The sequence below is a fragment of the Rhodococcus sp. SBT000017 genome (assembly GCF_003688915.1).
Classification (GTDB): Bacteria; Actinomycetota; Actinomycetes; order Mycobacteriales; family Mycobacteriaceae; genus Rhodococcoides.
Map to the genome: position 1 here is coordinate 2,573,505 of NZ_REFU01000001.1, position 25,022 is coordinate 2,598,526.

23 protein-coding genes and 2 pseudogenes are annotated in these 25,022 nt (G+C 64.7%); 15 read left to right on the forward strand and 10 right to left on the reverse strand.

The window, feature by feature from the left end; all coding sequences use genetic code 11:
• Positions 1-25: 25 nt before the first annotated feature.
• The 10 genes and pseudogenes from AYK61_RS11830 (at position 26) to AYK61_RS11870 (ending at position 9,729) form a co-directional block, all read left to right on the forward strand.
• Positions 26-700 carry a hypothetical protein gene (locus tag AYK61_RS11830; RefSeq protein ID WP_121870946.1) on the forward strand — a complete coding sequence of 225 codons (675 nt, stop codon included), beginning with the start codon at positions 26-28 and terminating at the stop codon, positions 698-700.
• Positions 700-1,569: a hypothetical protein gene (locus AYK61_RS11835; RefSeq protein ID WP_241259768.1), complete on the forward strand. Its 870-nt coding sequence runs from the start codon at positions 700-702 to the stop codon at positions 1,567-1,569. Before AYK61_RS11830 ends, AYK61_RS11835 begins: the two co-directional genes overlap by 1 nt.
• Complete coding sequence (locus tag AYK61_RS27275) at positions 1,566-3,131, forward strand: hypothetical protein (RefSeq protein ID WP_121870947.1); 1,566 nt, start codon at positions 1,566-1,568, stop codon at positions 3,129-3,131. Before AYK61_RS11835 ends, AYK61_RS27275 begins: the two co-directional genes overlap by 4 nt.
• Positions 3,132-3,196: 65 nt before the next feature.
• Positions 3,197-4,684 carry an SCO6880 family protein gene (locus AYK61_RS11845; protein ID WP_121870948.1) on the forward strand — a complete coding sequence of 496 codons (1,488 nt, stop codon included), beginning with the start codon at positions 3,197-3,199 and terminating at the stop codon, positions 4,682-4,684.
• 1,588 nt (positions 4,685-6,272) lie between these two features.
• Positions 6,273-6,740, forward strand: a pseudogene (locus AYK61_RS28165) (TSUP family transporter); the annotation flags it as partial.
• Positions 6,741-6,817: 77 nt separating this feature from the next.
• Positions 6,818-7,087 (forward strand): annotated as a pseudogene (locus tag AYK61_RS11855) (metal-sensitive transcriptional regulator).
• A gap of 56 nt (positions 7,088-7,143) precedes the next feature.
• Positions 7,144-7,701: an MBL fold metallo-hydrolase gene (locus tag AYK61_RS28240; RefSeq protein ID WP_397484790.1), complete on the forward strand. Its 558-nt coding sequence runs from the start codon at positions 7,144-7,146 to the stop codon at positions 7,699-7,701.
• 145 nt (positions 7,702-7,846) lie between these two features.
• A complete protein-coding gene (locus AYK61_RS28245; RefSeq protein WP_397485469.1) occupies positions 7,847-8,503 on the forward strand; it encodes a rhodanese-like domain-containing protein in 657 nt (218 codons plus the stop codon).
• A gap of 73 nt (positions 8,504-8,576) precedes the next feature.
• Positions 8,577-8,999, forward strand: a complete 423-nt coding sequence (locus AYK61_RS11865) for a DUF6153 family protein (protein WP_027494146.1) — start codon at positions 8,577-8,579, stop codon at positions 8,997-8,999.
• A gap of 85 nt (positions 9,000-9,084) precedes the next feature.
• A complete protein-coding gene (locus AYK61_RS11870; RefSeq protein WP_008720034.1) occupies positions 9,085-9,729 on the forward strand; it encodes a DUF305 domain-containing protein in 645 nt (214 codons plus the stop codon).
• 106 nt (positions 9,730-9,835) lie between these two features.
• Here the strand turns inward: AYK61_RS11870 and AYK61_RS11875 are convergent, their stop codons facing one another.
• From AYK61_RS11875 to AYK61_RS11885, 3 genes are all read right to left on the reverse strand, one after another.
• A complete protein-coding gene (locus tag AYK61_RS11875) occupies positions 9,836-12,031 on the reverse strand; it encodes a heavy metal translocating P-type ATPase (RefSeq protein WP_032401336.1) in 2,196 nt (731 codons plus the stop codon).
• Entirely contained in the window at positions 12,028-12,321 is a 294-nt protein-coding gene (locus tag AYK61_RS11880; protein WP_032375714.1) for a hypothetical protein, read from the reverse strand. The genes AYK61_RS11875 and AYK61_RS11880 overlap by 4 nt, the downstream gene beginning before the upstream one ends.
• Before the next feature lie 666 nt (positions 12,322-12,987).
• Positions 12,988-13,239, reverse strand: coding sequence for a hypothetical protein (locus tag AYK61_RS11885; protein WP_032401334.1), 252 nt, complete (start codon positions 13,237-13,239; stop codon positions 12,988-12,990).
• 296 nt (positions 13,240-13,535) lie between these two features.
• On the opposite strand from AYK61_RS11885, the gene AYK61_RS11890 reads away from it, so the two are divergent.
• Together AYK61_RS11890 and AYK61_RS11895 are read left to right on the forward strand one after the other, a co-directional pair.
• A complete protein-coding gene (locus tag AYK61_RS11890; protein ID WP_230595438.1) occupies positions 13,536-14,831 on the forward strand; it encodes a prolipoprotein diacylglyceryl transferase family protein in 1,296 nt (431 codons plus the stop codon).
• A gap of 17 nt (positions 14,832-14,848) precedes the next feature.
• Complete coding sequence (locus tag AYK61_RS11895) at positions 14,849-15,325, forward strand: rhodanese-like domain-containing protein (protein ID WP_231578189.1); 477 nt, start codon at positions 14,849-14,851, stop codon at positions 15,323-15,325.
• 355 nt (positions 15,326-15,680) lie between these two features.
• On the opposite strand, the gene AYK61_RS27280 is transcribed toward AYK61_RS11895, so the two are convergent.
• The 5 genes from AYK61_RS27280 to AYK61_RS11920 form a co-directional block, all read right to left on the reverse strand.
• Complete coding sequence (locus AYK61_RS27280) at positions 15,681-15,827, reverse strand: hypothetical protein (RefSeq protein ID WP_156516238.1); 147 nt, start codon at positions 15,825-15,827, stop codon at positions 15,681-15,683.
• Positions 15,828-16,001: 174 nt separating this feature from the next.
• Positions 16,002-16,964 (reverse strand): M56 family metallopeptidase, encoded by a 963-nt coding sequence (locus tag AYK61_RS11905; RefSeq protein WP_032375712.1) that lies wholly within the window; start codon positions 16,962-16,964, stop codon positions 16,002-16,004.
• The gene (locus tag AYK61_RS11910) at positions 16,961-17,317 is read right to left on the reverse strand and encodes a BlaI/MecI/CopY family transcriptional regulator (RefSeq protein ID WP_032375711.1); all 357 of its coding nucleotides are present in this window, start codon (positions 17,315-17,317) and stop codon (positions 16,961-16,963) included. Before AYK61_RS11910 ends, AYK61_RS11905 begins: the two co-directional genes overlap by 4 nt.
• 121 nt (positions 17,318-17,438) lie before the next feature.
• On the reverse strand, positions 17,439-18,938 hold the full coding sequence (locus AYK61_RS11915; protein WP_032375791.1) for a multicopper oxidase family protein: 1,500 nt from the start codon (positions 18,936-18,938) through the stop codon (positions 17,439-17,441).
• 97 nt (positions 18,939-19,035) lie between these two features.
• Positions 19,036-19,662, reverse strand: coding sequence for a TlpA disulfide reductase family protein (locus AYK61_RS11920; protein WP_032375710.1), 627 nt, complete (start codon positions 19,660-19,662; stop codon positions 19,036-19,038).
• 457 nt (positions 19,663-20,119) lie between these two features.
• Here AYK61_RS11920 and AYK61_RS27825 point away from each other — a divergent pair, with 457 nt between their 5' ends.
• Positions 20,120-21,298, forward strand: a complete 1,179-nt coding sequence (locus tag AYK61_RS27825; protein ID WP_259468022.1) for a M23 family metallopeptidase — start codon at positions 20,120-20,122, stop codon at positions 21,296-21,298.
• Positions 21,299-21,499: 201 nt separating this feature from the next.
• On the opposite strand, the gene AYK61_RS11930 is transcribed toward AYK61_RS27825, so the two are convergent.
• Both AYK61_RS11930 and lnt read right to left on the reverse strand, forming a co-directional pair.
• Positions 21,500-22,285, reverse strand: a complete 786-nt coding sequence (locus tag AYK61_RS11930; protein ID WP_259468023.1) for a M23 family metallopeptidase — start codon at positions 22,283-22,285, stop codon at positions 21,500-21,502.
• A 163-nt stretch (positions 22,286-22,448) separates the two neighbouring features.
• Positions 22,449-24,047 (reverse strand): apolipoprotein N-acyltransferase, encoded by a 1,599-nt coding sequence (gene lnt / locus AYK61_RS11935; RefSeq protein WP_121870951.1) that lies wholly within the window; start codon positions 24,045-24,047, stop codon positions 22,449-22,451.
• Positions 24,048-24,289: 242 nt separating this feature from the next.
• Between lnt and AYK61_RS11940 the strand changes: the two genes are divergently transcribed.
• Together AYK61_RS11940 and AYK61_RS11945 are read left to right on the forward strand one after the other, a co-directional pair.
• Positions 24,290-24,490, forward strand: coding sequence for a hypothetical protein (locus AYK61_RS11940; protein WP_141215005.1), 201 nt, complete (start codon positions 24,290-24,292; stop codon positions 24,488-24,490).
• Positions 24,491-24,536: 46 nt separating this feature from the next.
• A complete protein-coding gene (locus AYK61_RS11945; RefSeq protein ID WP_230593569.1) occupies positions 24,537-24,956 on the forward strand; it encodes a hypothetical protein in 420 nt (139 codons plus the stop codon).
• Positions 24,957-25,022: the final 66 nt, after the last annotated feature.

Consider the following 25,022-nt stretch of genomic DNA (forward strand, 5'->3'; position numbering starts at 1 on the left):
CGTAACGAAAGAGGCATCTCCGACCATGACCGCATCCACACCCGACGACGGGGCACCCCGCATCCGCGGGGCACGAGCATGGATAGCCGTCGGGCTGCTCGCAGCGGCACTGGCCACGGCCTGCAGCTCCGGCGGCACCGAAGCCACCGATACGGCGGCTCCGACCACCTCGACGGCCCCGGATCCGTCCGCACCACCGACCGGGGTGCGCTGGCAGGACTACCAAGGCATCGCACTGCCTGTCGGCGATCAGGGCCCGGCCCGCAATCCGGGAAGCGGCCCTGTCGGCGGATTCACTCACGACCCGCAGGGTGCGGCCCTGGCAGCACTGCAACAGACCGTGCGGATCTCGGTCGCTCCCGACTACCAATGGCCATCGGTGGTCAATGCCGCGGTCGCTCCCGGACCTGCACGTGACTCGTTCGCCGTCAACCGGCAGCTGATCTCGATCACCGCACCCCCTGCCGCCGACGAGCGTCCCTCGATCGCCGGGTACCGGATCACCGACTACACCGCCGAGCGGGCGGCTCTGACGATCTACACCACCTTCCCCGACGAATCGATCGCCGCATCCGACACCGCAGTTCTCTGGTCGGGCGAGGACTGGCGGCTACTGCTTCCCGAGCCCGGCGACACCACCGTCAGAGTGCGCTCGATCACCGAAGTACCGGCAGAGGCAACACCCTTGGAGAAATCGTGATGAGCACAGCCCCGCGACACAATCCCGTGCCGTCGTCCCCGGGTGACGACGGACAGGTCCTGGGCGGACGCCGGTGGACGCTGGTGCTGTCGGTGATCGTGATCGTTCTCGTCGTCGTCGGCGGCACCGCGGCCGTCCTGATCAACCGCAGCGCCCGCGAGAGCGCCGCGTCGCAACCCGACACCGCCAGTCCCGCCGCGCCGCAGCCGACCCAGAGCAACCGCGCCGACTGGGGACTGCCCTACCTCGACGAACTCGGCTTCCGCGTCGAGGTGCCCCCGAACCCGAACGGCATCGCCCTCGACCAAGACCCCGGCTCTCGCCCCGATCCCAGCTCCGCCGACTACCAGAGCGCCCCGCCTGCCGGGGTGATCTGGCAGAAAGTGCAGAACTATCCCCTCCCGTTCTCCGCCTCCGACGGGCCCACCGCAGTCGACGGTGCCCTCGCCACCGGCTTCGCTCGAACCCCACAAGGCGCGGCCCTGGCGGGACTGCAGCTGGTGAACCGCAGCCAATCCACGTTCGAGGGTGCAGCGGCAGTGATGAGTACCCGAGCGGTCGCCTCGACCCCCGAGCTGCAGACCGAGCTCGACCGCAATCTCGCCAACGCCCAACGTCAGATCGCGGCCGGCAACACCGCGCCGCCGGCCAAGCCATTGTTTCGACAGGAGGCCTACCGCCTGACCTACTACTCCTCGGATTACGCGGTGATCGAATACGCCGGCAAGAACGTCTCCGGCAACGGCTGGACCACGGTGCCGATCGAGCTGCTCTGGCGCGGCGGCGACTGGTCCCTCAAGCTCGCCGAGGCGGGCAAGGTCGGCAACACCCCGACGTTGGCGGGGTGGACGCAATGGCCCGGCAAATGACGACCCTCGCCCTCCGGTACCTCCGGTCGACCGCAGTGGCACTGGTGATCGCGCTTGCGGTGATGCTGACCGGCAGTGCGATCGCGGCCGCGCAGCAACCCACCCCGGACGACACGGCACAGACGGACTCGGCGCAGACCACCGCGTGCGACACCGCCGGCGACGTCGTCGGAGACGTATTGGGCACGCAGTTGCCGGTTATCGGCGATCTGATCGGCGGCGCGAGCGGCGCACTGTGCGCCGCCGATGGCAACCCCCTCGACGCAGCCAAAAACTTCGCCACCAGCCAGTTCGCGGAGATGTGGGAATCGCAGTTCGGGGAGATCGTGCAGTCGATCCTCACCGGCATGGCGCAAGTACTGACCATGGCGATGACCTGGTGGATCAAGATCCCGAACCCGGATCTGCAGAATTTCACTCCGCTGCAGACGATCTCGGAGTACACGGGCTGGATACAACTCGCACTGCTGGTCGCGACGATCATCTTCCTGGCCTTGCGTCTGGCGGCTGCGCGTCGTCACGCACTGCTCAACGAAGCCGAAGAAACCTATAAGGCCCTCTCCCGCACCGTCATTGCCGCCACGATGTTCTCCGTCGTCGTCGCCGCGGGAACCCGTGCCGGGGACGCGTTCTCGGACTGGCTGATCACCGATACCTCCAACCGTGACCCGGTGGGCATGGTCGACTCGATGCTCTCGATCAACTCCTACGGCAGCGCCACCCCGGGGCTGATGCTGATCATCGGATTTGTCGGACTTCTCGGCGCGATCGCGCAGGCAGTGATGCTCGTGGCCCGCCAGGTGCTTCTCATTGCCGCTGTCGCGGCCGCACCGCTCGCGGCCGCGGCCGGAGGTACCTCGGTCGGCTCACAGTCCTACGAGAAGATCGTGGCCTGGATCATTGCGTTCCTGCTCTTCAAGCCCGTCGGCGCACTGGTCTACGCGATGGCGTTCCTGACCGCACAGAACTCGGCGAACGTCACCGAGGGCGAGATCCCCGACATCGACCAGCTCCAACAATCGCTGTTGGGCATCGTCATGCTCACCATGGCCGCGGCGGTTCTGCCCGCGATGATGCGCCTGTTGGTGCCGGCGGTCGCGGCCGTCGGCTCGGGTGGATCCGGTGCCGCCGCAGCAGGAACAGCTCTGATGGCCGGAGCTGCGGTCGCCACGGGCGGAAAGTCCATGGCTGCAGGCAAAGCAGTCGGTGGCGGCAGCGCAGGCGCGGCAGCGTTCTCCGGAGGGGCCGGTGGTGCCGGACGACTCGCCGGCGGTGGCGGTGGTGGTGGTGGTGGTGGCGGCGGCGGCGGCGGAAGTCGCCCGAGCCCACGACCGAACCTGACCCCACCCTCGCCAGGCGGTTCGCCGTCCTCGGCATCAGGCCGACAGAGTCAGAGCGCCAACGGATCTCGCGGAGGATCGGGCGGCGGATCGGGATCGAAGGCAGCCAAGGCGGTGGGGTCCGGAGCTGCGGGCGCAGGACGTTCGGCCGACGACCTCGCCGGTGGCCGAACCTCGAACAACAACAGCAGCAGCGGTAACCGACACGCGATACCGCGATGACCACCCCGACATCGGCCACACCGGTTGTGGCGCAACGTGTTCTTTCCTATCCGAGGAGTGAGTAGATGGCGACGAGAACCGAAGCAGGTCTGCTCTACCACGGGTGGACCAAGCCCCGAAACACCGGATTGTTCGGTGCGACATGGGCAGCGACGATCATCGGGTTCGTCCTGGTGATCTCGGTGATGGTGACCATGATGTTCGCCGGTTTCGGCACAGGCGTGGTCGTCGCAACAATCGCGACAGTTGTTGCCGCACCGCTGGTGTGGAGCAGAGATGGTCGATCCGGATACGAAATGACGGTGCTGAGAATGCAGTGGATACGAGCACGACGCAGGAAAGAGAACATCTACCGAGGCGGGCTGTTCTCCGAACTACCCGGAGGCAAAGCGTTCCTCCCGGGCATCATGGCCCCGACCAAACTCTACGAAGGCGAAGACGCCGCCGGGTTCCGGTTCGGGATGATCCACATGCCCGCCAAGCACTGCTACACCGTGGTGCTGCGCGCCTGGCCGCAGGGCGACGAAGCAGTCGATCAGTCCCTGATCAACAACTGGGTCGGCGAATGGGGAGTCGTACTCGCCGCGATGGGCCAGACTTCCGACATCGTGGCCGTCGTCCCGGTCATCGACACAGTCCCCGAAACCGGTAACCGGTTGCTCGCCGAAGTCGACCGCAACACCGCGCCGAATGCACCTGCCCTGGCTCAGCATTCGATGTACGACCTCGCCGAGTCGCTGCCCACCGAACAGGTCCAGCTCGAGGCCCGGATCGCAGTGACATTCCGCGCCACCACTGATGCCCGCAAGAAGGACCCGTCCGAGCAGGCCGTCGAGATCAGCCGTCGACTACCAGGGCTGTGCGCGGCCCTCAAATCGGCGTCGGTGATGGTCCGGCCCATGCCTGCGGCCGACATCGTCGCCTTCGTCCGGCGCTCCACCGATCCCGCTTCACAGGCAGATCTCGAACGCGCGTCGTCGAGCTCGGCGGGACACGGACTTCACTGGGACGACGCCGGACCGGTTTCGCACGAGGAGAAGTTCGACCAGTACGTCCACGACGGTGGCCGGTCGGTGACCTGGGAAATGGATTCCGCTCCCGCCAGCGCCGTCGACGAGGGCGTCCTTCGGCGCATCCTCGCTCCCAATCCCGACGTGCCTCGCAAACGTGTCGCGATCATCTACCGACCCCACACCGCGGCGGATGCGGTCAAGATCGTCGACACCGACTACAAGAACGCACTCATCGCCGAGCAAGGCGGGCGCGGCATCGGATCGGTGACCGCCTCGATCAAGGTCGAATCGACCTCCCGCGCCCGCGAAGAGCAGGCCCGTGGCCACGGACTCGTGCGCTTCGGGGTGCTGATCACCGTCACCGAGCCCCTCACCGGCGACATCCCGGCCATCGAAGCCATCGTCCGCGATCTGTCGGTGCAGTGCCGTCTCAAGATCCGCCGCGCCTACCGCTGGCAGGCCGCCGGGTTCTACGGCTCCCTCGGCATCGGTGCAGTGCTGCCCGAACACGCCACCCTCCCCGGCGCACTCGCCGGATAAGCACCCGAGACGAGAAGAGGACCCGTCCATGGTCAAGATCCTCGACGACACCGCCCGCGCGGCCCTGGTCGTCGCCGCGAACCGTCCCGGCGTGCGCAGCATGTGGGCCAAACACAGGCTCGCCACCGACGACCGCCGCCGCCGCAACCGCGACGCCGCGGACTACTCGTCCTCGGCCGACGGCTTCGCCCGCTCCACCCTGCGCCTGACCGACCGCGGATTCGCCGGCCCAGGGGGCGGGCGCACCAACACCGTCGGCCGACAGATCGAATACCGCGCCACCTCCGTCCAAGCTGCCGGCCTGTGGCCGTGGTCGGTCGGTGCCGGAGCACCACTGATCGGGACCCCGATCGGGCAACACCTGCTCACCCGCGCCGCGGTCTGCTTCGACCTGCTCAACTGGTTCATCGAAGGTCTGATCACCGCACCGGTGGGCTTCGTGCTCGGACTCAACGGTTACGGCAAGTCCTCGTTCGTACGACGCGTGGTCCTGGGCGGTATCGCACAGAACGTCACCACCCTCGTCCTGGCCGACGTCAAGCCCGACTACCGCAAGGAAATCGAAGCCGTCGGAGGCCAGGTGATCGATCTCGGCTACGGATACGGACGCATCAACCCGCTCGCCGGTGGGGTCCTGGGATCGGTGATCCCCACCCTCTCGGCGTTCCCCGACCTGCAGCGCCGCATGCTCGCCGAGCTCCGCGGCCGCCAGGTCCAGGTCGTCTCGGGACTGATCGAACTCTCCCGCGGCGGCCAGGTGCAGGACTTCGAGGAAACCATCCTCGCGACCTCGCTGAACCTGCTCTACGGCGAGATGGGCTACACCCCCGATCGCCCGCCCCTACTCGGTGACCTGCTCGCCCTCGTCATCGACGGACACCCCGAACTGATCGCCGACGCCGGCGAAGACACCGTCGAGGAGTACCGACGCTCGACCAAACGCCTCCGGCAATCACTGCGCGGGCTGATCAAAGGACGGTTCGGTGAAGTGTTCAACGGACACACCACCACCGAAATCGACATCGACGCCGTCGCCATCTGCATCGATGTCTCGCACATCGCCGAAGGCGACACCAAACTCAAAGCGGCCGTGATGCTCGTGTGCTGGTCCGACGGCTTCGCCGCCATCGAAGCCGCACACGCCCTCGCCGACGCGGGCCTGGGACCGCAGCGCTACTTCCAGGCCATCATGGACGAGCTCTGGCAGGTCCTGGGACTGGGCGACTTCATGGTCGACCGCGTCAACGCCCTCACCCGCTTGAACCGAGCCATCGCCACCGCGCTGTGGATGATCACCCACACCATCACCGACCTCGAATCGCAGTCGACGACCGGATCGGCGAACAAAGCCCTGGGCTTCCTCGAACGCGCCCGCGTCAAGGTCATCGGCCCGATCCCGGAAAAAGAAGTCGAACGCCTGGCCGGCATCGTCAAGTTCACGGCCACCGAATCCGACATGGTCAGCGGATGGTCCGCGCCGCCGCCCATGACCGGAGATCGCCGCAAACACGACGAGCCGATCGAGCCCCCATCCGGACTCGGCAAGTTCTTGATCAAGATCGGCGAGAGCGAACTGAGCCCCGGCATCCCGGTACAGCTGATCTTCTCCGCCGCCGAGATCGACGCCGGCATCCACGACGATGTCGGAACTGCCTGCAAAACAGGGAATTCCGGGATCGACTGGCGGCGGTGCGCACCACGGTCCATCCCGACCGGGTTCGGCGTCGGAGTCCTCACCGGACTGTTCGGCGTCGGCGGAGGATTCCTGATCATCCCCGCACTCGTGCTGCTGTTGGGAATCGAGATGAGTGTCGCCGTCGGAACATCGCTGGTGGTCATCGTCGCCAACTCCGCCGCCGGACTGATCGCTCAGGCCGACGGGCTCGGCGGGAACTGGCCGCTGACAGCCGCGTTCGCCGGTGCGGCGATCGCAGGCTCGCTGGTCGCCGGGCGACTGAGCACACGCATCGACACCGACAAGCTGCGCACGTGGTTCGCCTACCTGGTGTTCGCCGTCGCAGGCTACGTACTTGTCGACACACTCTTTCTTTCATGACCGGACGCACACACCGACCCGATGCCCCCAGGGGTAATCTGGAACGACTACCACCCTCACACCATCAGGAGATCGCAATGGTCGGCGACGAAGACAGCATCGCATTGGTACTCAACCGTCTGCGCCGCGCACACGGCCAGCTCGCCGGAGTGATCGGCATGATCGAGAACGGACGCGACTGCAAAGACGTCGTCACCTAACTCGCCGCAGTGTCCCGCGCCCTCGACAAAGCCGGCTTCAAGATCGTCGCCACCGGCCTCCGCGAATGCATGACCGGCGAGACCGCCGACAACAAAGAACCCATGACCGAAGCGGAACTGGAAAAACTCTTCCTCGCACTGGCCTGAACGACACATTTCACGTCAGAAACGAGGCCGACCCGACAACACCGTAGGAGTACCCCATGAGCACGACCGATCCAGATATCGCCATCATCGAAACCTCGAGCCTGGGCGACCGCAGTTACCTGGTCAGCCACGACGGCATCGCCGTTGTGATCGATCCCCAACGTGACATCGACCGCGTCCTGGCATTGGCAGCGGAGAAGAACGCCACCATCACCCACGTACTCGAAACCCACATCCACAACGACTACGTCACCGGCGGCCTCGAACTCGCACGCGCCACCGGAGCCGAATACGTTGTGCCCGAGGGTGACCCGGTCGAATTCGAGCGACGGGCAGTGGGGGACGGCGATGTCGTCGACGCGGGATCGGCGACGTTTCAGGTCATGCACACCCGGCCATACACATCATCACGTCAGCTACGTACTGCAACTCGGAGACGAACCGATCGCGATCTTCACCGGCGGCTCGATGCTCTACGGATCCACCGGCCGCACCGACCTACTCGGCTCCGAACACACCGACGAGCTCACCCATGCCCAGTTCCACTCGGTCCGTCGAATCGCCGCCGAACTCCCCGCCGACGTCGAGGTCTACCCCACCCACGGATTCGGTAGCTTCTGCTCCGCGACCCCCACCAGCGGCGACTCGTCGACCATCGGTGAACAGCAACAGTCCAATCCCGCGCTGACCCAGGACGAACAAACCTACGTCGACGAGTTGATCGCAGGACTGTCGGCCTACCCCGCGTACTACGCCCACATGGGCGTCATCAACACCGAAGGCCCCGCACCGATCGACCTGTCCACCCCAGAACCCGTCGACCCCGACGAACTACGCCGCCGCATCGACGACGGACAATGGGTCGTCGACCTCCGCGCACGCACCGCCTTCGCTGCCGGACATCTCGACGGTTCCCTCGGCTTCGAGCTGTCGACGACATTCGTCACCTACCTCGGCTGGCTCTACCAGTGGGGTGCGCCGCTGACCTTGATCGGCGACACATCCGATCAAATCGACGAGGCCACAAGGGAGTTGGCACGTATCGGCATCGACCACCCCTCCGGCTCCGCTGTCGGAGAGATTCATTCGCTCGCCAGCGACGGGCGCGTACGGTCCTACGAAGTGTCCGACTTCGCCGGACTCGCCGCAGAGGACTCGGACATTGCAGTGCTCGACACCCGTCAACAGTCCGAATACGCGGACGGCCACATCCCCGGTGCGATCAACATTCCCCTCCACGAACTGCCGCACCGACTCGCAGAAGTTCCCGACGGCAAAGTGTGGGTGCACTGCGCCTCCGGCTATCGCGCCTCGATCGCGGCCTCACTACTCGACCGGGAACATCGCAGCGTGGTGCTCATCGACGACGACTACAACCGCGCAACAGATCTCGGACTCGACACCTCGAAGACATGACGAAATGCTTCGACGACCGAACGCGACGAGACAGGCGTACCCCCAGGGGGTATATGTTGGTATCATCGGCCGCATGCACTCAGTGAATCGGCACGGTCGACGGGGCACAGCTCCGACGGCAGCTTTACTGATTGCACTGACGGTGTTCGGTGTCCTGTTGATGCATTCGGTGACACCGATGTCGATGCCCGTGACCGGCTCGATGTCCACATCGATGAGCGGCGGCCATGCCTCGTTCGCAGCACCGTCCCACACGGACGCCACGGTTCCGGTGATGACCGGGGAACATGACTGCCCGTCGGGGCACCAGATGATGCATCCCTGCGTCGGCACGACGGTGTCGTGGCCCGCGCTGACGGTCCCGGCGATGAGCGCAGCCCTCGACCTGGCGCCGACATCGGTGAACCGGATCATTGGACGGGCCGACTCCACGCTTGAGCGTGCGCCGCCGTGGACGTTATGGGAGTTGGACAGATCGGTGACCTTGCGAGTGTGACAGGGAGCCCGGCAGACGCGTGTCTGTCGGCGGATCGAACGACATCCAATTCTCTGCACTACCCACTCTTGCAAGGAGTTTCCTCATGCGTACCAAAGTCATTGCCTCGATCGCTGCTGCCGCCGCGAGCGCGTTCCTCGTCGTCGGCTGTAGCGACAACGCGGCCGATTCGTCGATGGACGGCCATGCGATGGGATCGATGTCCTCGGCACCGATGTCCTCGGCCCAAGCAAGCGCGTCCGCAGAGTTCAACGATGCCGACGTGATGTTCGCGCAGATGATGTACCCGCATCACGCCCAAGCAGTCGAGATGGCCGACATGGCGAACGGCCGCACCGACAACCCGGAGGTGCTGTCGCTGGCATCGGCGATCGCCGCCGCGCAACAGCCCGAGATGGACCAGATGACCACCTGGCTCACCGAGTGGGGCCAGCCCATGCCCGACATGGACAGGGGTGACATGGGTGACATGGGTGACATGGGCGGGATGGACCACAGCTCCGGCAGCGGCATGATGACCGCTCAGGACATGGACGCGTTGATGGCAGCGTCGGGACCGGAATTCGACCGCCAGTGGTTGACGATGATGATCGCCCACCACACCGGCGCCATCGAGATGGCCAACACCGAAATCGCAGACGGTTCCAATCCTGACGCCCTGGAGATGGCCCGCACCATCGTCGCCACCCAGCAGCAGGAAATCGACACCATGCAGCGGCTGCTCGGCTGACCCGGCCCGCTATAGACAACGATGGCCGCATCCTCTCCGGCGGAGAAGGTGCGGCCATCAACGTTCCACAATTGTCAGGGCTGCGTTCCCGGTACGAGATCAGCTCTCACAGTGACGGTGTGCGCTGCGACGGAGGGTTGGAACTCCCCTCGTTCACCGCTCCGGTGATGGTGTCGGGTGTGAGGTCGAGTCGACGCAGTAATTGTGCGTTCGCAGCGACGATGATCGTCGACAGCGACATCAGGATCGCGCCGATCGACATCGGCAGCACGAACCCGACCGGCGCGAGCACTCCTGCCGCGAGCGGAACCGAGATGAGGTTGTATCCCGCTGCCCACCAGAGGTTTTGCTTCATCTTTCGGTACGAGGCGCGCGAGAGTTCGATCACCGACAACACCGACCTCGGGTCGTCGCTGGCGAGGATCACTCCGGCCGATGCGATTGCGACGTCGGTGCCGGCCCCGATCGCGATACCGACATCGGCCTGCGCCAGAGCCGGGGCGTCGTTGACTCCGTCGCCGACCATCGCCACCGTACGGCCTTCGCTCTGGAGTTCAGCGACGTTGTGCGACTTGTCTTCCGGTTTCACCCCGGCGAAGTAGCGGTCCACACCGAGCTCGGTGGCGACGGACTTCGCGACGGCGTCGGCATCACCGGTGATCATCACGACCGCGATTCCTCGCGCGTGCAGCGCGTCTACCGCAGTGCGTGACTCGGACCGGATCTCATCGGCGAGCGCGAGGGCACCGATCACGGCCCCGTCGGCGAGGACGTGCAGGATGATCGCCCCGTCCCCGCGCCACCGGTCGGCGACAGCGAGTTCGGATCCGTGTTCCTGCTCGAGCAGTGCCGGCCCGCCGACCTGGATCCGGACGCCGTCGACGTCGGCTGCGACCCCGACGGCGGGGGACGACTGAAAGCCGGCTGCAGCCGGGACCGTCAGGTTCCGCGCGCGTGCGGCCTCGACGATGGCACGGGCGAGTGGATGTTCGGAATCTGCTTCTGCGGCAGCGGCCAGCGCGAGAACGTTGTCGGCGGTGCGCCCGCCGGTCACCTCGACTGCGGTGACGGTGGGTTCACCCTTGGTGAGGGTCCCGGTCTTGTCGAACAGCACGGTGTCCACCGTGCGCATGGTTTCGAGTGCGAGCCGGTCCTTGACCAGAACACCGCCGCGGGCGGCGCGTTCGGTGGCGATGGAGACCACCAGCGGAATCGCCAGTCCGAGTGCGTGCGGGCAGGCGATGACCAGCACGGTGATGGTGCGGATGACGGCGTCGTCGGGCATCCCGACCAGAGTCCACACCGCAGCGGTGATGATCGCGGCACCGAGAGCGAACCAGAACAGCCAGCCAGCGGCGGTGTCCGCGATGCGCTGAGCGCGCGAGGTCGAGTTCTGGGCGTCGGCGACCAAGCGGCCGATGCCGGCGAGGGCGGTGTCCTCCCCTACTGCAGTGACCTGGACGCGCAGACCTGAGTCGGTGGCGACAGTGCCGGCGACGACTTGATCGCCGTCGCTGCGGCGGACGGTGCGTGATTCCCCGGTGATCATCGATTCGTCCATGCTCGCCGATCCGGAGACGATGGTGCCGTCCGCCGGTACGCGGCCGCCGGGGCGGACGACAACGACATCACCGAGCTGCAGCTCGGACGGGGGCACCGGCACCACATCGTCGCCCTCGACGCGTTCGGCGACATCCGGGAGCAACGCCGCCAACGAGTCCAGAGCGGAGGTGGTCTGCGCGAGGGATCGCATTTCGATCCAGTGCCCGAGCAGCATGATCACGATCAGCAGGGCCAGTTCCCACCAGAAGTCGAGCTGATGATCGAGCAGGCCGAGGCTCGCTCCCATCGACGCAATGAATGCGACGGTAATCGCCAGGGCGATGAGCAGCATCATTCCCGGTGCACGGGAACGGATTTCGCTGACTGCTCCGGAGAGGAAGGGAGATCCGCCCCAGGCGTACATCACCGTTCCGAACACCGGAGAGACCCAGGCAATCCACGCTGCGTCGGGCAATGAGTAGCCGAGGAGCATCGCGAACATGTTCGAGGCAACGATCACCGGAACGGCAAGGACCAGCATGACCCAGAACAGGCGACGAAACATACCGACGTGATCACCGTGACCGGTGTGCCCGCCGTGCTCTGCGTTGTGCCCGCCGGTGTCGTGGTCCGACTGCGGAGTCGCCTTCTCTGCCCCGTCCGTGTGCATTTCGGGTCCTTCTTCATGCCCGCTGTGCTGCAGTCTGTTCGGCGGATCCGTCCGCGCGGAGTCGACGTCGGAGTGTGTGTGATCGTTCATCGTGCAGTCCTCTCATCCATCGAGTTCGATATCCATTCATCCCATGAACTCGTGGGTTCTGGTTCGGCTGTGTATTCGGCGTCGAGGGCGACAATGATCTGCGCCTGGACGAGCGCGGCTGCACTGGTGACCGTGAATGTCCCTGCCGCCGCCGATAACGCGACAGTGTCCATTCCGATCACGGCGTTGACGTCGTTGCGGACCGACGGCTCACAGTGGCCGTACATCAATACCGGCGTAACTGACAGTGCGTGATGATCATGCGTAGCTTTCGACATCTCGGACAACATATACCCCATAGGGGTATATGTTGATCAAGTCGAACCATACCCCTTCCTGATCCCATTGGGAAGAACCGTCAGGGTGTTGTCAACGCGTGAGCGCCAGTCGGCTGGCCACCAGGTGCACCCGCGGTCGCTGTCATGCTCACGGACGGGCATGGATGTCGATACCGATTCGGTCAAGGGGCGCATGCATCCGCGGCACAGCTGAGCCTTACAGCGACGGGCGTACCTGCACACGCGCGTGGATCATCGGCGTTCGCTGCGATTTCCGTTACGAGTCTTCTCACCGACTGGAGGCAGGGCAGGGCGAATTACGCCGTGTCACGGCGCGCATGGCGAGCCCGCGTGTCGACTCTCGAAGATCGCGGAACTGCTCGTTCGGTCGATCGCTGACGCCGCAGATCGGACGGTGGAGCGATACTGTCTCGTTCACCATGGGGCTGCGGCGCCGCCGATGTAGCGTTGAGTAAGTCGTAGATGGGTGTATCACTCACGTTCGGTTCCACTTTCGATCTGATCGTTTCGGTGCGCCTTCGAACGCGCCGACAGTTGCCGCTCACCGGCCCCGGGCGAGCCCTGCCCTACCGGCCAGCCGGCGCGCACCGACATATCCAGTCCGCAAACTCGGTCACATGCGGTGAAAATGCCTGCCCGTCACACCGCAGTTGCTCTTTACCGAGTGTCGGCACGCTTGCGCAGCGCAGCGGTCGCCAATTCTGCGACCGCTGCGCGATAGAAATCTCGATCTATCTCCCCGGCCGCGAATCTACGATCGAGGATTTCCTGCGCGTCCTCCCCCGATTGCGGGCGAGCGGACATCAGCCGAACCGCACCCCAGATCAACAGAGCGATCACGACCAGCCAGAACGCGGCCATTCCTGCCATCATCGTCCATCCGCCACTCATGGTGCCCATATTCATCATTGCTGCTCCTCACTCTCGCACCAGCCACCTGCTGACCTGCGGAGTGTGGTCATCCCGCAGCTCCTACTATAACGCTTAGTAGTTCAGCTACTATCGAGCATAGTAGTTGACTGCTGTCGAGACGCCGTCGCCCGGACAGGCGATGATGGAGGCAACCTGTGGGAAAGAAATCCAGCAAGTCGCGATCGAAAGCGCACAAACGACGAACCACGGCGACACGATCCGGGGGCGGCCCACCGGCTCCCCACCCCGGTGCCATACGTACTGAGCCCCAGCCAAGGCATCCCCTCTCAGCGGTGGCCCCACATTCTGCGGTCAGCGTCGCCGCCGCCGATTATCTTCGAAGCAGGGGCCACTCGCCCGGCAGCGGTGCACTCCATCCCACTGTCGCCCGGGCTTTCGCGCCGGACTCCACTACCCCACCGCGAGCGTCGGCCCAGGCCGCAGAACCGACGATCGATACTGCAGCGCCGCCGGAGCGCCCACGTGCCCGCACGCCTGAAGCTGTTGCGCCCGCACCGCAGAGTTACGCACCCAAGCGCTCACCAGCCACCAGTTGTACCGATGAGATTTCCCAGGTCGAGCCGCTGGGGCTTGCGGTGACGTACTGGGGTGTCGGCGGGGCCGATGCCGAGCCCAGCCACGACGTGGCGATTCGCTTCACTGGATCGCGGGTGGAAGTCGAGGGCCATGCATCGACCGAGAAGGTCGGTTTCGATCGGACTCTGGTCGTGAAATCACGTCCTGCCGCTGGAGGCCGGTTCGCCGCGACCACCCGTATTCAGGGCATTGCCAGCGGGGAGTGGGAGGTGAGTGCGCGACGCATCGACGGGGGCGCAGACAGTAGCGAACGGCAGCAGAACTCTGTGCTCACCGCGCGCACTGCGCTACTGACATACGGTCCCGCTGTGCGGGTGTGGAGTTGGCCGGCGTTGGTAGCCGCGGGAGCGGTGGTTGCATTGATTGTTCAGGGATTCCTGCTCTCACGCATGGATGCCAATGTTGCTGCTGCTGTTGCAATTTCAGCTCTGAGTTGCGTTTTGGGATATATCGGTGCCAAGGTTTGGTACTTGATCTTGCACCGTCGACCGATATCTACTTTCATCCGCGCAGGAGCGTGCATACAAGGCTTCCTCCTCGTTTCGCTCGGCACCTTGGTCATCGGCGGAGCACTCGGGGGTATGGACGTCGGCGCAGTCCTGGATGCAACCACCCCGGGATTGTTTCTCGGCATGGCGATCGGTCGTCCGGGATGCTTCTTGGCGGGCTGCTGTTCGGGGCGTCCGACTCGATCTCGGTGGGGCCTGTTTTCGTCCGATCGCACCCTGGCGACGAGGAGGATTCCGGTTCAGCTCTACGAGGCCGCTGCAGCCCTGTTGATCGCGGGAGTTGCGCTCGCCGCGGTACTTCAGGTCGACCTTCCCGTCGGAGGGCTGGTCTTCCTGGGGAGTATTGCCGCATACACATTGGTCCGGCAAGGCCTGTTTCTGTTTCGAGTGGACGCGCACACTCGTCGAGGCCGACTCACTGTCTCGCTCATCTGCTGCGCGGTCCTCATCGGCGTCCTCGCAGCGTCGCAGGTGCTCTCGTGATCACCGAACGTATTTTTATGCGTGTGCCTTTCGGTGATCACCTCGATGCGATGGCACCGCATTCGGTGTCCCGATCGACGCTCCGTAGTCCGGCATCGATACTGACTGTCCTCGTCCTTGCACTCGCTGGATGTACCGGCGGCGAGGTCTCTGAGCCCACCGCGTCGATGCCCGTTGCTACACGGGCGGAACTGCTCGATCCCGCTGACTTCGCCGCCGCAATCGCCGATCCCGCCCGAGTCACGATCAACGTCCATACCCCCGACGAGGGCCAGCTCCCGGGAACCGACTCGAGCCTTCCCTTCGACCAGATCCGACAACAGGCCGCGACGTTGCCGCCCGACCGGACCACGCCGCTGGCGATCTACTGCCGTACCGGGACAATGAGCGCCACCGCTGCGAAAGAACTGGCCTCTCTCGGCTACACCGATGTCGTCGAACTACAAGGCGGCATGCTCGCGTGGCGAAACACCGGACGAACCATCGGAGAATGATCACGCACGTTCCGCACCACCGCCCCCGAAGGTCGAGCACCAGAACGTGTCCGATGAAATCGAATGCCGAGATCGTCTTGGTCAGGGTTCACCAGGTCGGGACCGGACAATTCGCCGATGGTTCCCGCTGCTGCCGGGAAGTAGTCGATATCGGTTTGCCACCGGGCGCAACGGAGTCGAACGGGCCCCCTCCCCGTACCGCCGAATCAGAACCTCTCGCGCATGCTGTCCCGCTCAGTGCTACCAGCGCAGGCGTGCCCTCGCCCCAGGTTGCCTTCTCCTCGGCGGTGGTTCGGCTCCGTCGGCCGACTCGCTCACGATCGACAACGTATGGACGTGCTGGCAGCGCGCGATGTCAGGCGAAGAACGAGACGGCCGGTCGTCGGAAGACGCGGGCGGCCCCTACACCGAGGCGTACAAGCGTGAGCGCCGCCGTCAAGGTCGGGGTTGGGTGGTCCTGATGGCGGGTGTCGTGATCGGTGCGACCCACGTCGTAATTCATCTCGGGCAGCTTCGGTTTCTTCCGAGCGCCGGATGGCAGGATCTCGCGGTCGGCTATCCGATGGCGATGGTCCTCGCGCTCGTCGGTCTCATGATGATCGCTTCCCGCACCCGAAAGCCGAGGGGCGAGTATTGCGGACTCGCTCCCGTGATCTGTAGTGCCGCGCGGGGCATTTCATCCCACCGCGCAGGATGCCAACGTCATGGCCCCCAGCAGGGCCACTACTGGTAACGCAGGCAGGGCAACGGCGGTGCACGCTACGAACGCCCGCGCCCACCGGAGGGGAGCATGCGGGATCACTCGGTCCACGGCGAGACGATCGAGCCGCACAACGGTGGCATCGGAAACCATACCGAGGGCGGGCAGAGGAACAGGGTGCGGGCGCAGCGAAGTCAGAGCGCGCCGCACGGGGTCTCGTCCGTGCGAGCGGGCTGCGCGGGCGTCCGCGTCGAGTTCGACCAGAGCGCGCACGAGCGAAGGTGACGCTCGCATGATCGGTAGCCACGGAAACGCATAGGCCACCGACTCGGCAATGCCTACGAGCAGATGATGCCGGCCATCGATGTGTGCACGTTCGTGTGCGAGGACCGCCTCGACTTCAGCAGGCGTCAACTGCGTACGCAGCCCCTCGCTGGCCACGACCATCGCCGGTCGTCCCGCGACGCTGTACGCGAGAGGACTGTCCAACGGAAGCCACAAGGTCGACGCGGGTTGATTCGAACCGGAAAACCCGACGCCTCCAGCGATGATGCGCAGCAGATCGATGTGCCGCTCGTACACTCGCCGTCGCTCACACACTGCGCGCCTCAGGTGGACGATCCAGCGGACTGCGCCGCAGCCCAACATCGCAATCCCGACAACCCCGACGATGGCCTCGACGCGGGCAGGTATGTCGCCCTGAAGGGCGAGCCAGCATTGGTGTGCGATGTCGACCAGGGTCGTCACGCCCCCATGACTGGGGATCGCACTGAGCACGACCGGTACCGCAATGCTGACCAAGGTGCCCACAACGAGCGCCGACCACGTCAAGAGCGTGACGTGCGCATCGATACCTCTGTCGATCATCGACCTCATCAGCAATGGCGCGGCAGCCGCAACCAACAGCCCACCGAGGGCCCACAGGAGTACGGCAGTCACCTCTGACGCTCTTTCAGACCGCGGGTGAGCACCTTCGATTCGTCATCGGAAGCGCCGCGGGCGAAGTGCAGCAGCACGCTCGTCGGGTCGCCGGTCGATTCGAGAAGTATTCGCAAGGCGTCGGAGGCGGCTTCTTCCCTGCTTCGGGTGGCTTCGTACCAATATGCCCGTCCGTTGCGTTGTCGGTGTACCCAGCCTTTACGGTGCAAATTGTCGAGCACCGTCTGAATCGTGGTGTACGCCGGTTCTCGACCGTCCTCGAGTTGATCGATGACATCACGAACCCGGACTGCGGCGCTGGTATTCCACACCACGTCCATCACCAGAGCTTCGAGCTCTCCCAAACCCTGCATGAGTGCCTCCTAGGCGCGTGTTCACTCTATCCCGTCGAACGAGCCAGCTACGTGATCCTTCGGTAGCGAGCACCCTGGTCCGAGAGGTTTGCATGCCTCGAATACGAATGCGGCCGTAGGCTCACGCCAGGTAGGACACCGATGTCATCATTCCCGCTTCCCCGTGATAGAGGTTGTGGCAGTGCAGAAGCCACTGGCCGGGATTGTCGGTGTCGAAGTCGACTTCGACAGTTTGGTTCGGCAAGACCAGCGAGGTGTCCTTCCGGGGGCCTGATCCGGCACCGTTGACAACCTCGAAGGTGTGTCCGTGCAGATGCATGGGATGAAACATCGTGGTGGCGTTGACGAAGCGAAGTCGTACTCTTTCGCCTTCGCGAACGTCGAGGGGGGTGTGCTGCTCGTACGTCTCACCGTTGAGCGTCCAGGTGTACCCGCCCATCTCCATCCCGAGAGCGATGTCGTACGTGCGATCCGGCTCGCGTGCGGACAAGCGGACCGTATCGAGCGACATCAGTTGATCAGCCATCACCGGGGCTGCAGAGAGTTCGGCAGGCCGGACTGAGGACTGCGGCGCGGCGCCTGGCCCGGTACGCAACACAGCGAACCCGCTCCCGTCCTTACCTTCCGCGGCGGCGACAATCGGAAACGCCCCGTCCTGCAAGGTGATGATTGCGTCGTAACGCTCTCCCATCCCTATCAACAAGCATTGCGCCTGCTCGGGCTGAACCGGAAATCCGTCGCTGTGAGTAACAGTGAGAGGATGCCCCCCCACTGCGAAACGGAAGGCCGTGTCGGCAGCTGCGTTGATGATGCGCAGGCGCAGCCGCTGGCCCGGCCGTCCGCCGAGCACGATGGGGTCGGCGGCGATCTTGCCGTTGATCAGGTAGTACGGGTAGCTCACGTCGCCGGTGTCGCCACCGAGAGGCGACTGGGCGGTGGGCGCGCTCATCGACATGCCGCCCATCGACATGCCCTCGCTGCGCAGCCGTTCGAGTTCTCGATCGGGGTCGCCGGCTACCCCGTCGAGCCAGTCGTCCAGGACCAGGACGGCTTCGAGGTCGTAGTCCGAGCCGTCGGCGGGGTCCTCGACGATCAGCGGTGCATACAGTCCTCTGTCGAGTTGGGTACCGACGTGAGGGTGAAAGAAGTACGTGCCCGCGTCGGGCACGGTGAAGTCGTAGCCGAACGAGTCACCGGAAGCCACAGCCGGCTGAGTCAGGCCCGGCACTCCGTCCATGTCGTTGCGCAAGGCGATTCCGTGCCAATGGATCGTCGTCTCCTGCTCGAGGCGGTTGTCGAGCTGTGCGCGCAACACATCACCTCGGCTCAGGCGAATCTCGGCACCGGGGAGTCTGTCGCCGAAAGTCCAGGTCTGTACCTGCACTCCGCCGAGGTCGATCGTGCTCGACTGAGCTCTCAAGGAAATATCGACTTGTCTGCCGACGGCCGAGCGCCGCGCGTCCTCGGCCTGTCCCACCACATCGGAGTCCGGTCCGACAACTGTCGCTGCGGACGAGCCATTGCCGCATGCCGCCAACACGACGGCACTCGTTCCGGCCGCGCTCAGCGCGAGAAAGTTGCGGCGCGTGAGCGAGAACGCACCTGCCCGCTGCCTGGTCATACACATCTCCCAATTCTGTAGAAGTCCGTCCGCCGGCGGGCGTTCGATCCTCGCCGCGTTGCTGGTGCTGGTGCTCGTGCTCGTGCTCGTGCTGAGATCAGCGCACAAGCGCTGTTACCGCCTCCCGCACCTGACTCGGGTCGTAGAACACCGGCGTCGAGGTGATGCGCTCGATCGTTCCATCGCTCTGGACCAAGAAACTCAGGGGCAGGACAGGGGGCGCGTCAAGTGTCTGCAACGCCGCGTCGGCCTGATCGAACGAGGGATAGTGCACTCCCAGCTCGGTGAGCAGGCTCAATGCCGCATCGGCATCGTCTTGGACGTTGAGACCGACGACCCGAACCGCATCCGGTTCTGCGGCGTACTGGGCCAGAACCGGAATCTCCTGTCTACACGGACCGCACCACGACGCCCAGACATTGAGCAATGTGGGTTGCCCAGCCAGGGAGGTCCCCAGATCGGATAAGTCCGACGTTCCCAAGCATCGTGCGGACGTACCGACGAGCTCGCCAGTTACGGGGGACGGAACCGGCGACGAGGTCGGGCACGGCTCGAGGGCAGCACGGGTAGCGATCACTGCCGACGGGAGATCCTCGTCCTCGACGTGAGGTGCCGATCCTGCGGACCCCACCGACTGGGTCGAGGGATCTCGAGACCACAATGCCAGCGCTCCAACAACTGTCACGATGACGATGATCGCAAGTAGGGACCAGCGTGTCGTCACCCGCTGCACCCTGCACCTCTGTCTCGTTCACCTCGACGATGTCTTCCGGTCTGTCAGCGTCATACTACACGATCTACTATCTTCGATAGTAGCAACGTGGATCCTGCACGCCGTCAACGCTTTCGCGGCCCCTTCACCCTCGGGCCTCACAGTGCCAGCACACAGCTCTCCGGCCGTTCGCCGAAGACGACCGTCCCCATCGAGGCGCACGATGAAGGCCGTCCAGCGACGCCGAGTCCTTCTGGCGCAGAAGATATTACGTACATGAACTTCGGCTCCCGAGAAACAACCCGACGATCGAAATGGGTCGCAGGGTGCGAATGTTACCGATGTAATTCACTGTGACTGATGGTGCTTGTGCGGAAAGGGTGTAATAGTGATGCGGCGTGTCGCCTTGACTCGAAGGCGACCTGAATTACTGCCAGGTATGCAGTTGCCGTCCAGGAGGACCACCGACATGAGACCTCTGCCCTCGTCCTCGTACATGGCGCACCGAACTCGGTGGGGTACTCGCATCCTCGTCGGTACCGCGTTCGTGGGAGGCATCCTCGCGCTGGCACCCACGGCGTCTGCAGCCCCGGACGCCGATCCGGCTGCGCCGCCGCCTGCCTTCCCCGCGCAGGCCCAATCGGACCCGCACGTCCAACAGGAGGTCCTCGATCTCGTCGTCGGCGCACTACGCGAGATTCGCGCCAACGGTGCTCTCGACGACCTGGCCGGCCCACAGAGCCGCATCGTCTCCTGCCTCGTGGGCACGATCGGAGCCACCGATACAGCTGACGGACCAACGGGAGCCCTTTCGCGACTGATCCCCTGTCTCGCGCCGATCGACGACATCGACCCCACAGTTCTCCCCCGACTGGTGTCGTCGATGGACGTCGCCACACTTGCATCCACACTCGCGGCCGCCGAGACTCCCCACGATCCGGCCACCCCGCACACCTCGTCGCGCGGACATGCGGCGGTCCCACCCGGCAGGTCGAACGCCGAGCCCTCGACCGAACAACCGACCGCCCAAGGCACCCAGGACACTCAGGACCCCGAGTCGGCCGCCGAGTCGGCCGACTCGGCGACGCCCGAACTGCCCGCGCTCGAACCCGACGCCACTGTGCCTGAAACGTCGGCACCCGGCACGTCATCTGAAACAACGACACCCGAAACCACGACACCCGAGGCGGGCGATCATTCGTCGGCCGCCCCGCAATCCCCTACCGGCACAACAGGGTCGAGCAACGGAAAGTATCGTGCGCCGACAACAGGAACGTTGACCTCGACCTTCGGCGACGGCCGCGCCCATCAAGGAATCGACATCGCCAACTCCACCGGTACACCGATCGTCGCCGTTGCGGACGGCGAGGTGATCAGCGCGGGACCGGCCCAGGGCTTCGGACTCTGGGTGCGTATACGCCACGATGACGGCACCGTAACGACCTACGGGCACAACAACGACAACCTCGTGACCGTAGGTCAACGCGTCACTGCTGGTGAAGAAATTGCGACGGTAGGAAACCGGGGTATCTCCACCGGTCCACATCTGCACTTCGAGGTCGACACACCCGCCGGCAACAAGGTCGACCCCAGACTTTGGCTCGCGGAACGCGGAGCCACCATCACCGGTTCGGATCGTGACTCGTAGTCGAGCCTCGACCGCACGGCCCGCCGATGGGAACGAATTCCGCACTGTTGCACTGACTTCGGATGCGTCTCTGCGGTCTCGTTTTCACCATCAGACCTGAACCCTCGGTGCCTCGACATGTTCAGCGGGCGCGCAGTACGATCGCCCGCATTCCGGTAAGTTCGCCGTACCTACTGCGAGCCCGAGAGGTGAAACGGGGGCCTACGACCGAACAGCCGCGTCGGACAGCGCGACACCCCGAGAGGCGAGCCACTCCTGAGGATCGACCTTGCTCCCCGCCGCGTCGACGACCTCGAAATGCAGGTGAGGCCCGGTCGATTGGCCACGATTGCCGACGGTGGCGATCTGCTCACCGGCTTGTACTCGTTGCCCCACGGTCACCAAGGTTTGATCGATGTGCCCGTAGACCGTTGTCGTTCCATCGTCATGTTGAAGACGTACCCAGAGGCCGAATCCGTCTGCAGGACCGGAGTCGAGCACGGTAGCGTCGGCTGCCGCGTAGACGGGAGTTCCGATAGCGTTGGCGATGTCGAGCCCGGTGTGCGTAGTCCCCCATCGTGGACCGAAATCCGAGGTCAGGGTCCCGGCGACCGGACGAACGACGAGTGGTCGCAGCGCCGCTGCATCACGCGCAGCGCTCTCCTCTGCCCTTCGTTGCCCCTTCGCCAACTGCTCGATCGCATCGTTGATATTGGAGATCTCCGGTATGGCGAGGATCTGAGGCAAGTATTCGGCCACCGGGTCCTGCATCGGTGTCGCTTCGTGCACGGGGACTGCCTGCGCCTGGGCGGGACTCGCATATTGGGCACCCGCCGTGACCAGAGCGCCCGCTGCCACCGCAATACCGACAGCGACACTGCCGCGGCGCTCGGTGGCGCGCGCCCGAGCGCGATGCCGCCCTCTCGGCGTCACCGCCACTCCCGGCACGTCACAGTCCATCAACTGTCGACGTCGGTCGGTCATGCGGGTCATACGGTGTTGTGCCACAGCAGAGTCCTCGGTAATCGAATGGAGCGAGGCGAAGTCATCGACGTGCGCACCTCACTGATGTATCGAACGGATCACGACGCGATAACGAAAAGATACACGACGAGTGGGGTAATTACTATCATGGTTAGTAGTTCGATGTCCCCCGCAGTGGTTTCGTGCCTCACAGCGCGGTAGCACCGGACGTCGACGGTCGGAGACCATCGGCCGGCGAACGCTGCCTTCTCCATGCGAGAGCACACCCCACGACAGCAAGAACGACCGCGGCGTACTCCGGAAGCGGTCCCAGCTTTGTCGCCCACGTCGATCTCGTTTCCAGGGCAACATCAGCGACCAACGTCTGCGCAGCGAACAAGCCCGAACGATCTGCGACCTTCCCCTGTGGGTCGATGACGGCACTGACCCCACTGGTCGCCGCAACGAGAACAGTCCTGTTGTGCTCGACCGCCCGCAGCCGCGACATCGCCAACTGCTGGTAGGTCATATCGGTGCGCCCGAACGTCGCATTGTTGGTGGGGACCGTGATCAGCTGCGCCCCCGCACGCACGGACTCAGTGACCAGGTCATCGAACGCGACCTCGTAACACGTGGCGACGGCCGTCGGAATTCCGGCGATATCGACGACACCGTCGCCCGACCCGGGAACGAAGTTACCGGCCTGCGAGGCGTAGGAGGACAACCTCGTCATCACAGATCGCATCGGGAGATACTCTCCGAAAGGAACAAGTTTGCGTTTGTCGTGTCGCTCCCCCGGTCCGAGTACCGGATCCCACACGATCGAGGTATTCATCGAGGTGCCGTCGTCGTTACCGAGCACAGCTCCGACCAGAATCGGCACCCCGACCGACCGCGCTGCAGCGTCGATCCCGGCAGTGGCGTCGGCGTTGCGCAGTGGGTCGATATCGGATGCATTCTCCGGCCAGATCACCAGGTCGGGAGCGGGCACCCTGCCGGCGGTGATGTCGTCCCCGAGCTGCATTGTTCGCTCGATGTGATTGTCGAGAACTGCTCGACGTTGCGAGTTGAAGTCCAGACCCGACCGCGGAACGTTGCCTTGAACAACGGCGACCGTCGCACGCGCTGCGCCTGCATCGTCAGCGGGAGTGAGCGCGAAAGCCAGAGCCGGCACGATCACCACAGTGGCCACCGACCCGACTGCGAATCGCGACGTCGGCGAGCGTACCTGGCGGACCACACTGGCCAGTGCCGCGCCGATCACTGCGACTGCAAAAGATACACCGGGCGCACCGGCGAACGCGGCAAGCGAGAGCAGAGGGCCGTCTGCTTGGGCGAAAGCTAGTTTCCCCCACGGAAATCCCCCGAACGGAATCCGTGCGCGCAGACCTTCGGTGGCGGTCCAGATCGCGGCGATCCACAGCGCTTCGAAGCGCAACCCGGACACTGCGGCCGCTGCAGCGCAGAACAGTGCCACTGCTATCGCTTGGATCGCCGCGAGCGCCAGCCACGGCGGGGCACCGACGTAGACACCCACCCAGGGCAGCAGAGGCAGAAAGAACGCAAGCCCCGACAGATACCCATAGAAGAATGCCGCCCGGATGGAACGGCCGCGGATGACGAGAACAAGAACCCCGACACCCAACGGCGCGAGGAACCACAGCGACCGAGGTGGAAAGCCCGCGTACAACAGCACACCAGCAGATACCGCACACGATGACCTGCCTGCTATCGCGGTGAACACACGGCGACGTCGGGTTCGTCGGTGACGGTTCACTGTTGTTGCGCTGGACTCGATATCGAGCATGCCTGCATGGCTCTTTTCTCATGTACGGCATAGCGCCACCTGACCACCCTCGGTTACTACTATGCACGATAGTAGTAACAGCGGTGAGCCCGGACCGGCTCCCCCGCCGACACCGCGCCTCTGCGACGTCGATGCATACCCCGGGATATCGACCGCGCACCTTCGCTGTGCCCTTTGTCCTTCGCGGTGCCCTTCGTGGCCGGGCATCGACCGGTGCACGGACCACCCTCGGCTCGCACAAGATGCGTGCTGGACCCCGGGATGGAGACTGGCTTCTACCGCGCCGCAGCACGCCGACATATGCGGGTGCATCTGCTCTGGCGGCCATCATGATCACCGCCCCGATCGTCCTGGCCGTGTTCGACGTGACCAGAAACATGTGGTGCCTGCGGGCGGGCGGTGTGACCGCCCGATTCGGCGGCGGCACATCAGGGGCACCCTGAATGGGTTTGGGCCAACCCAGTTTCCGGCTGCTACCGTCGAGGCGTTGTGAGAATCTCTGCGCTGGGCCCGCCGCGCCTGCGGACGGTTATCGCAGTCGCCGCTGTCCTGTATTTGTTGGCTCACACCATCGCTCAATGCGGCATCGCCTGGGAACAGGACCATCACAGCGACGGCGTACACATCGTTTCGTCCTCGTCTCAGGCCGCCGCGGAACTCTCCCCCAACCACGCGCACATCGACGACGGATCGCCCCACATGGCGCACGATACGAACACCGTCATCGCAATGCCCCGATCCGACAACCCGCCCCGCCCATCGACCATCGCCGCGGTCGCAGCGATGGCCTTCGCTGTGGTGTTGGTGGCGATGTCTGCCCCGCGCATTTCGCGAGCCCCACCGGATCTACCCATTCCGATCCGGCACGGCCGAACCGTCTTGAACGAACTCTGTATCAACAGGTGCTGATCAGCAGCCCGCGGGCCATCCGAGGACTTCTCCTCTCATGGCCCAGTTCGTGCTGCCCATCACTCA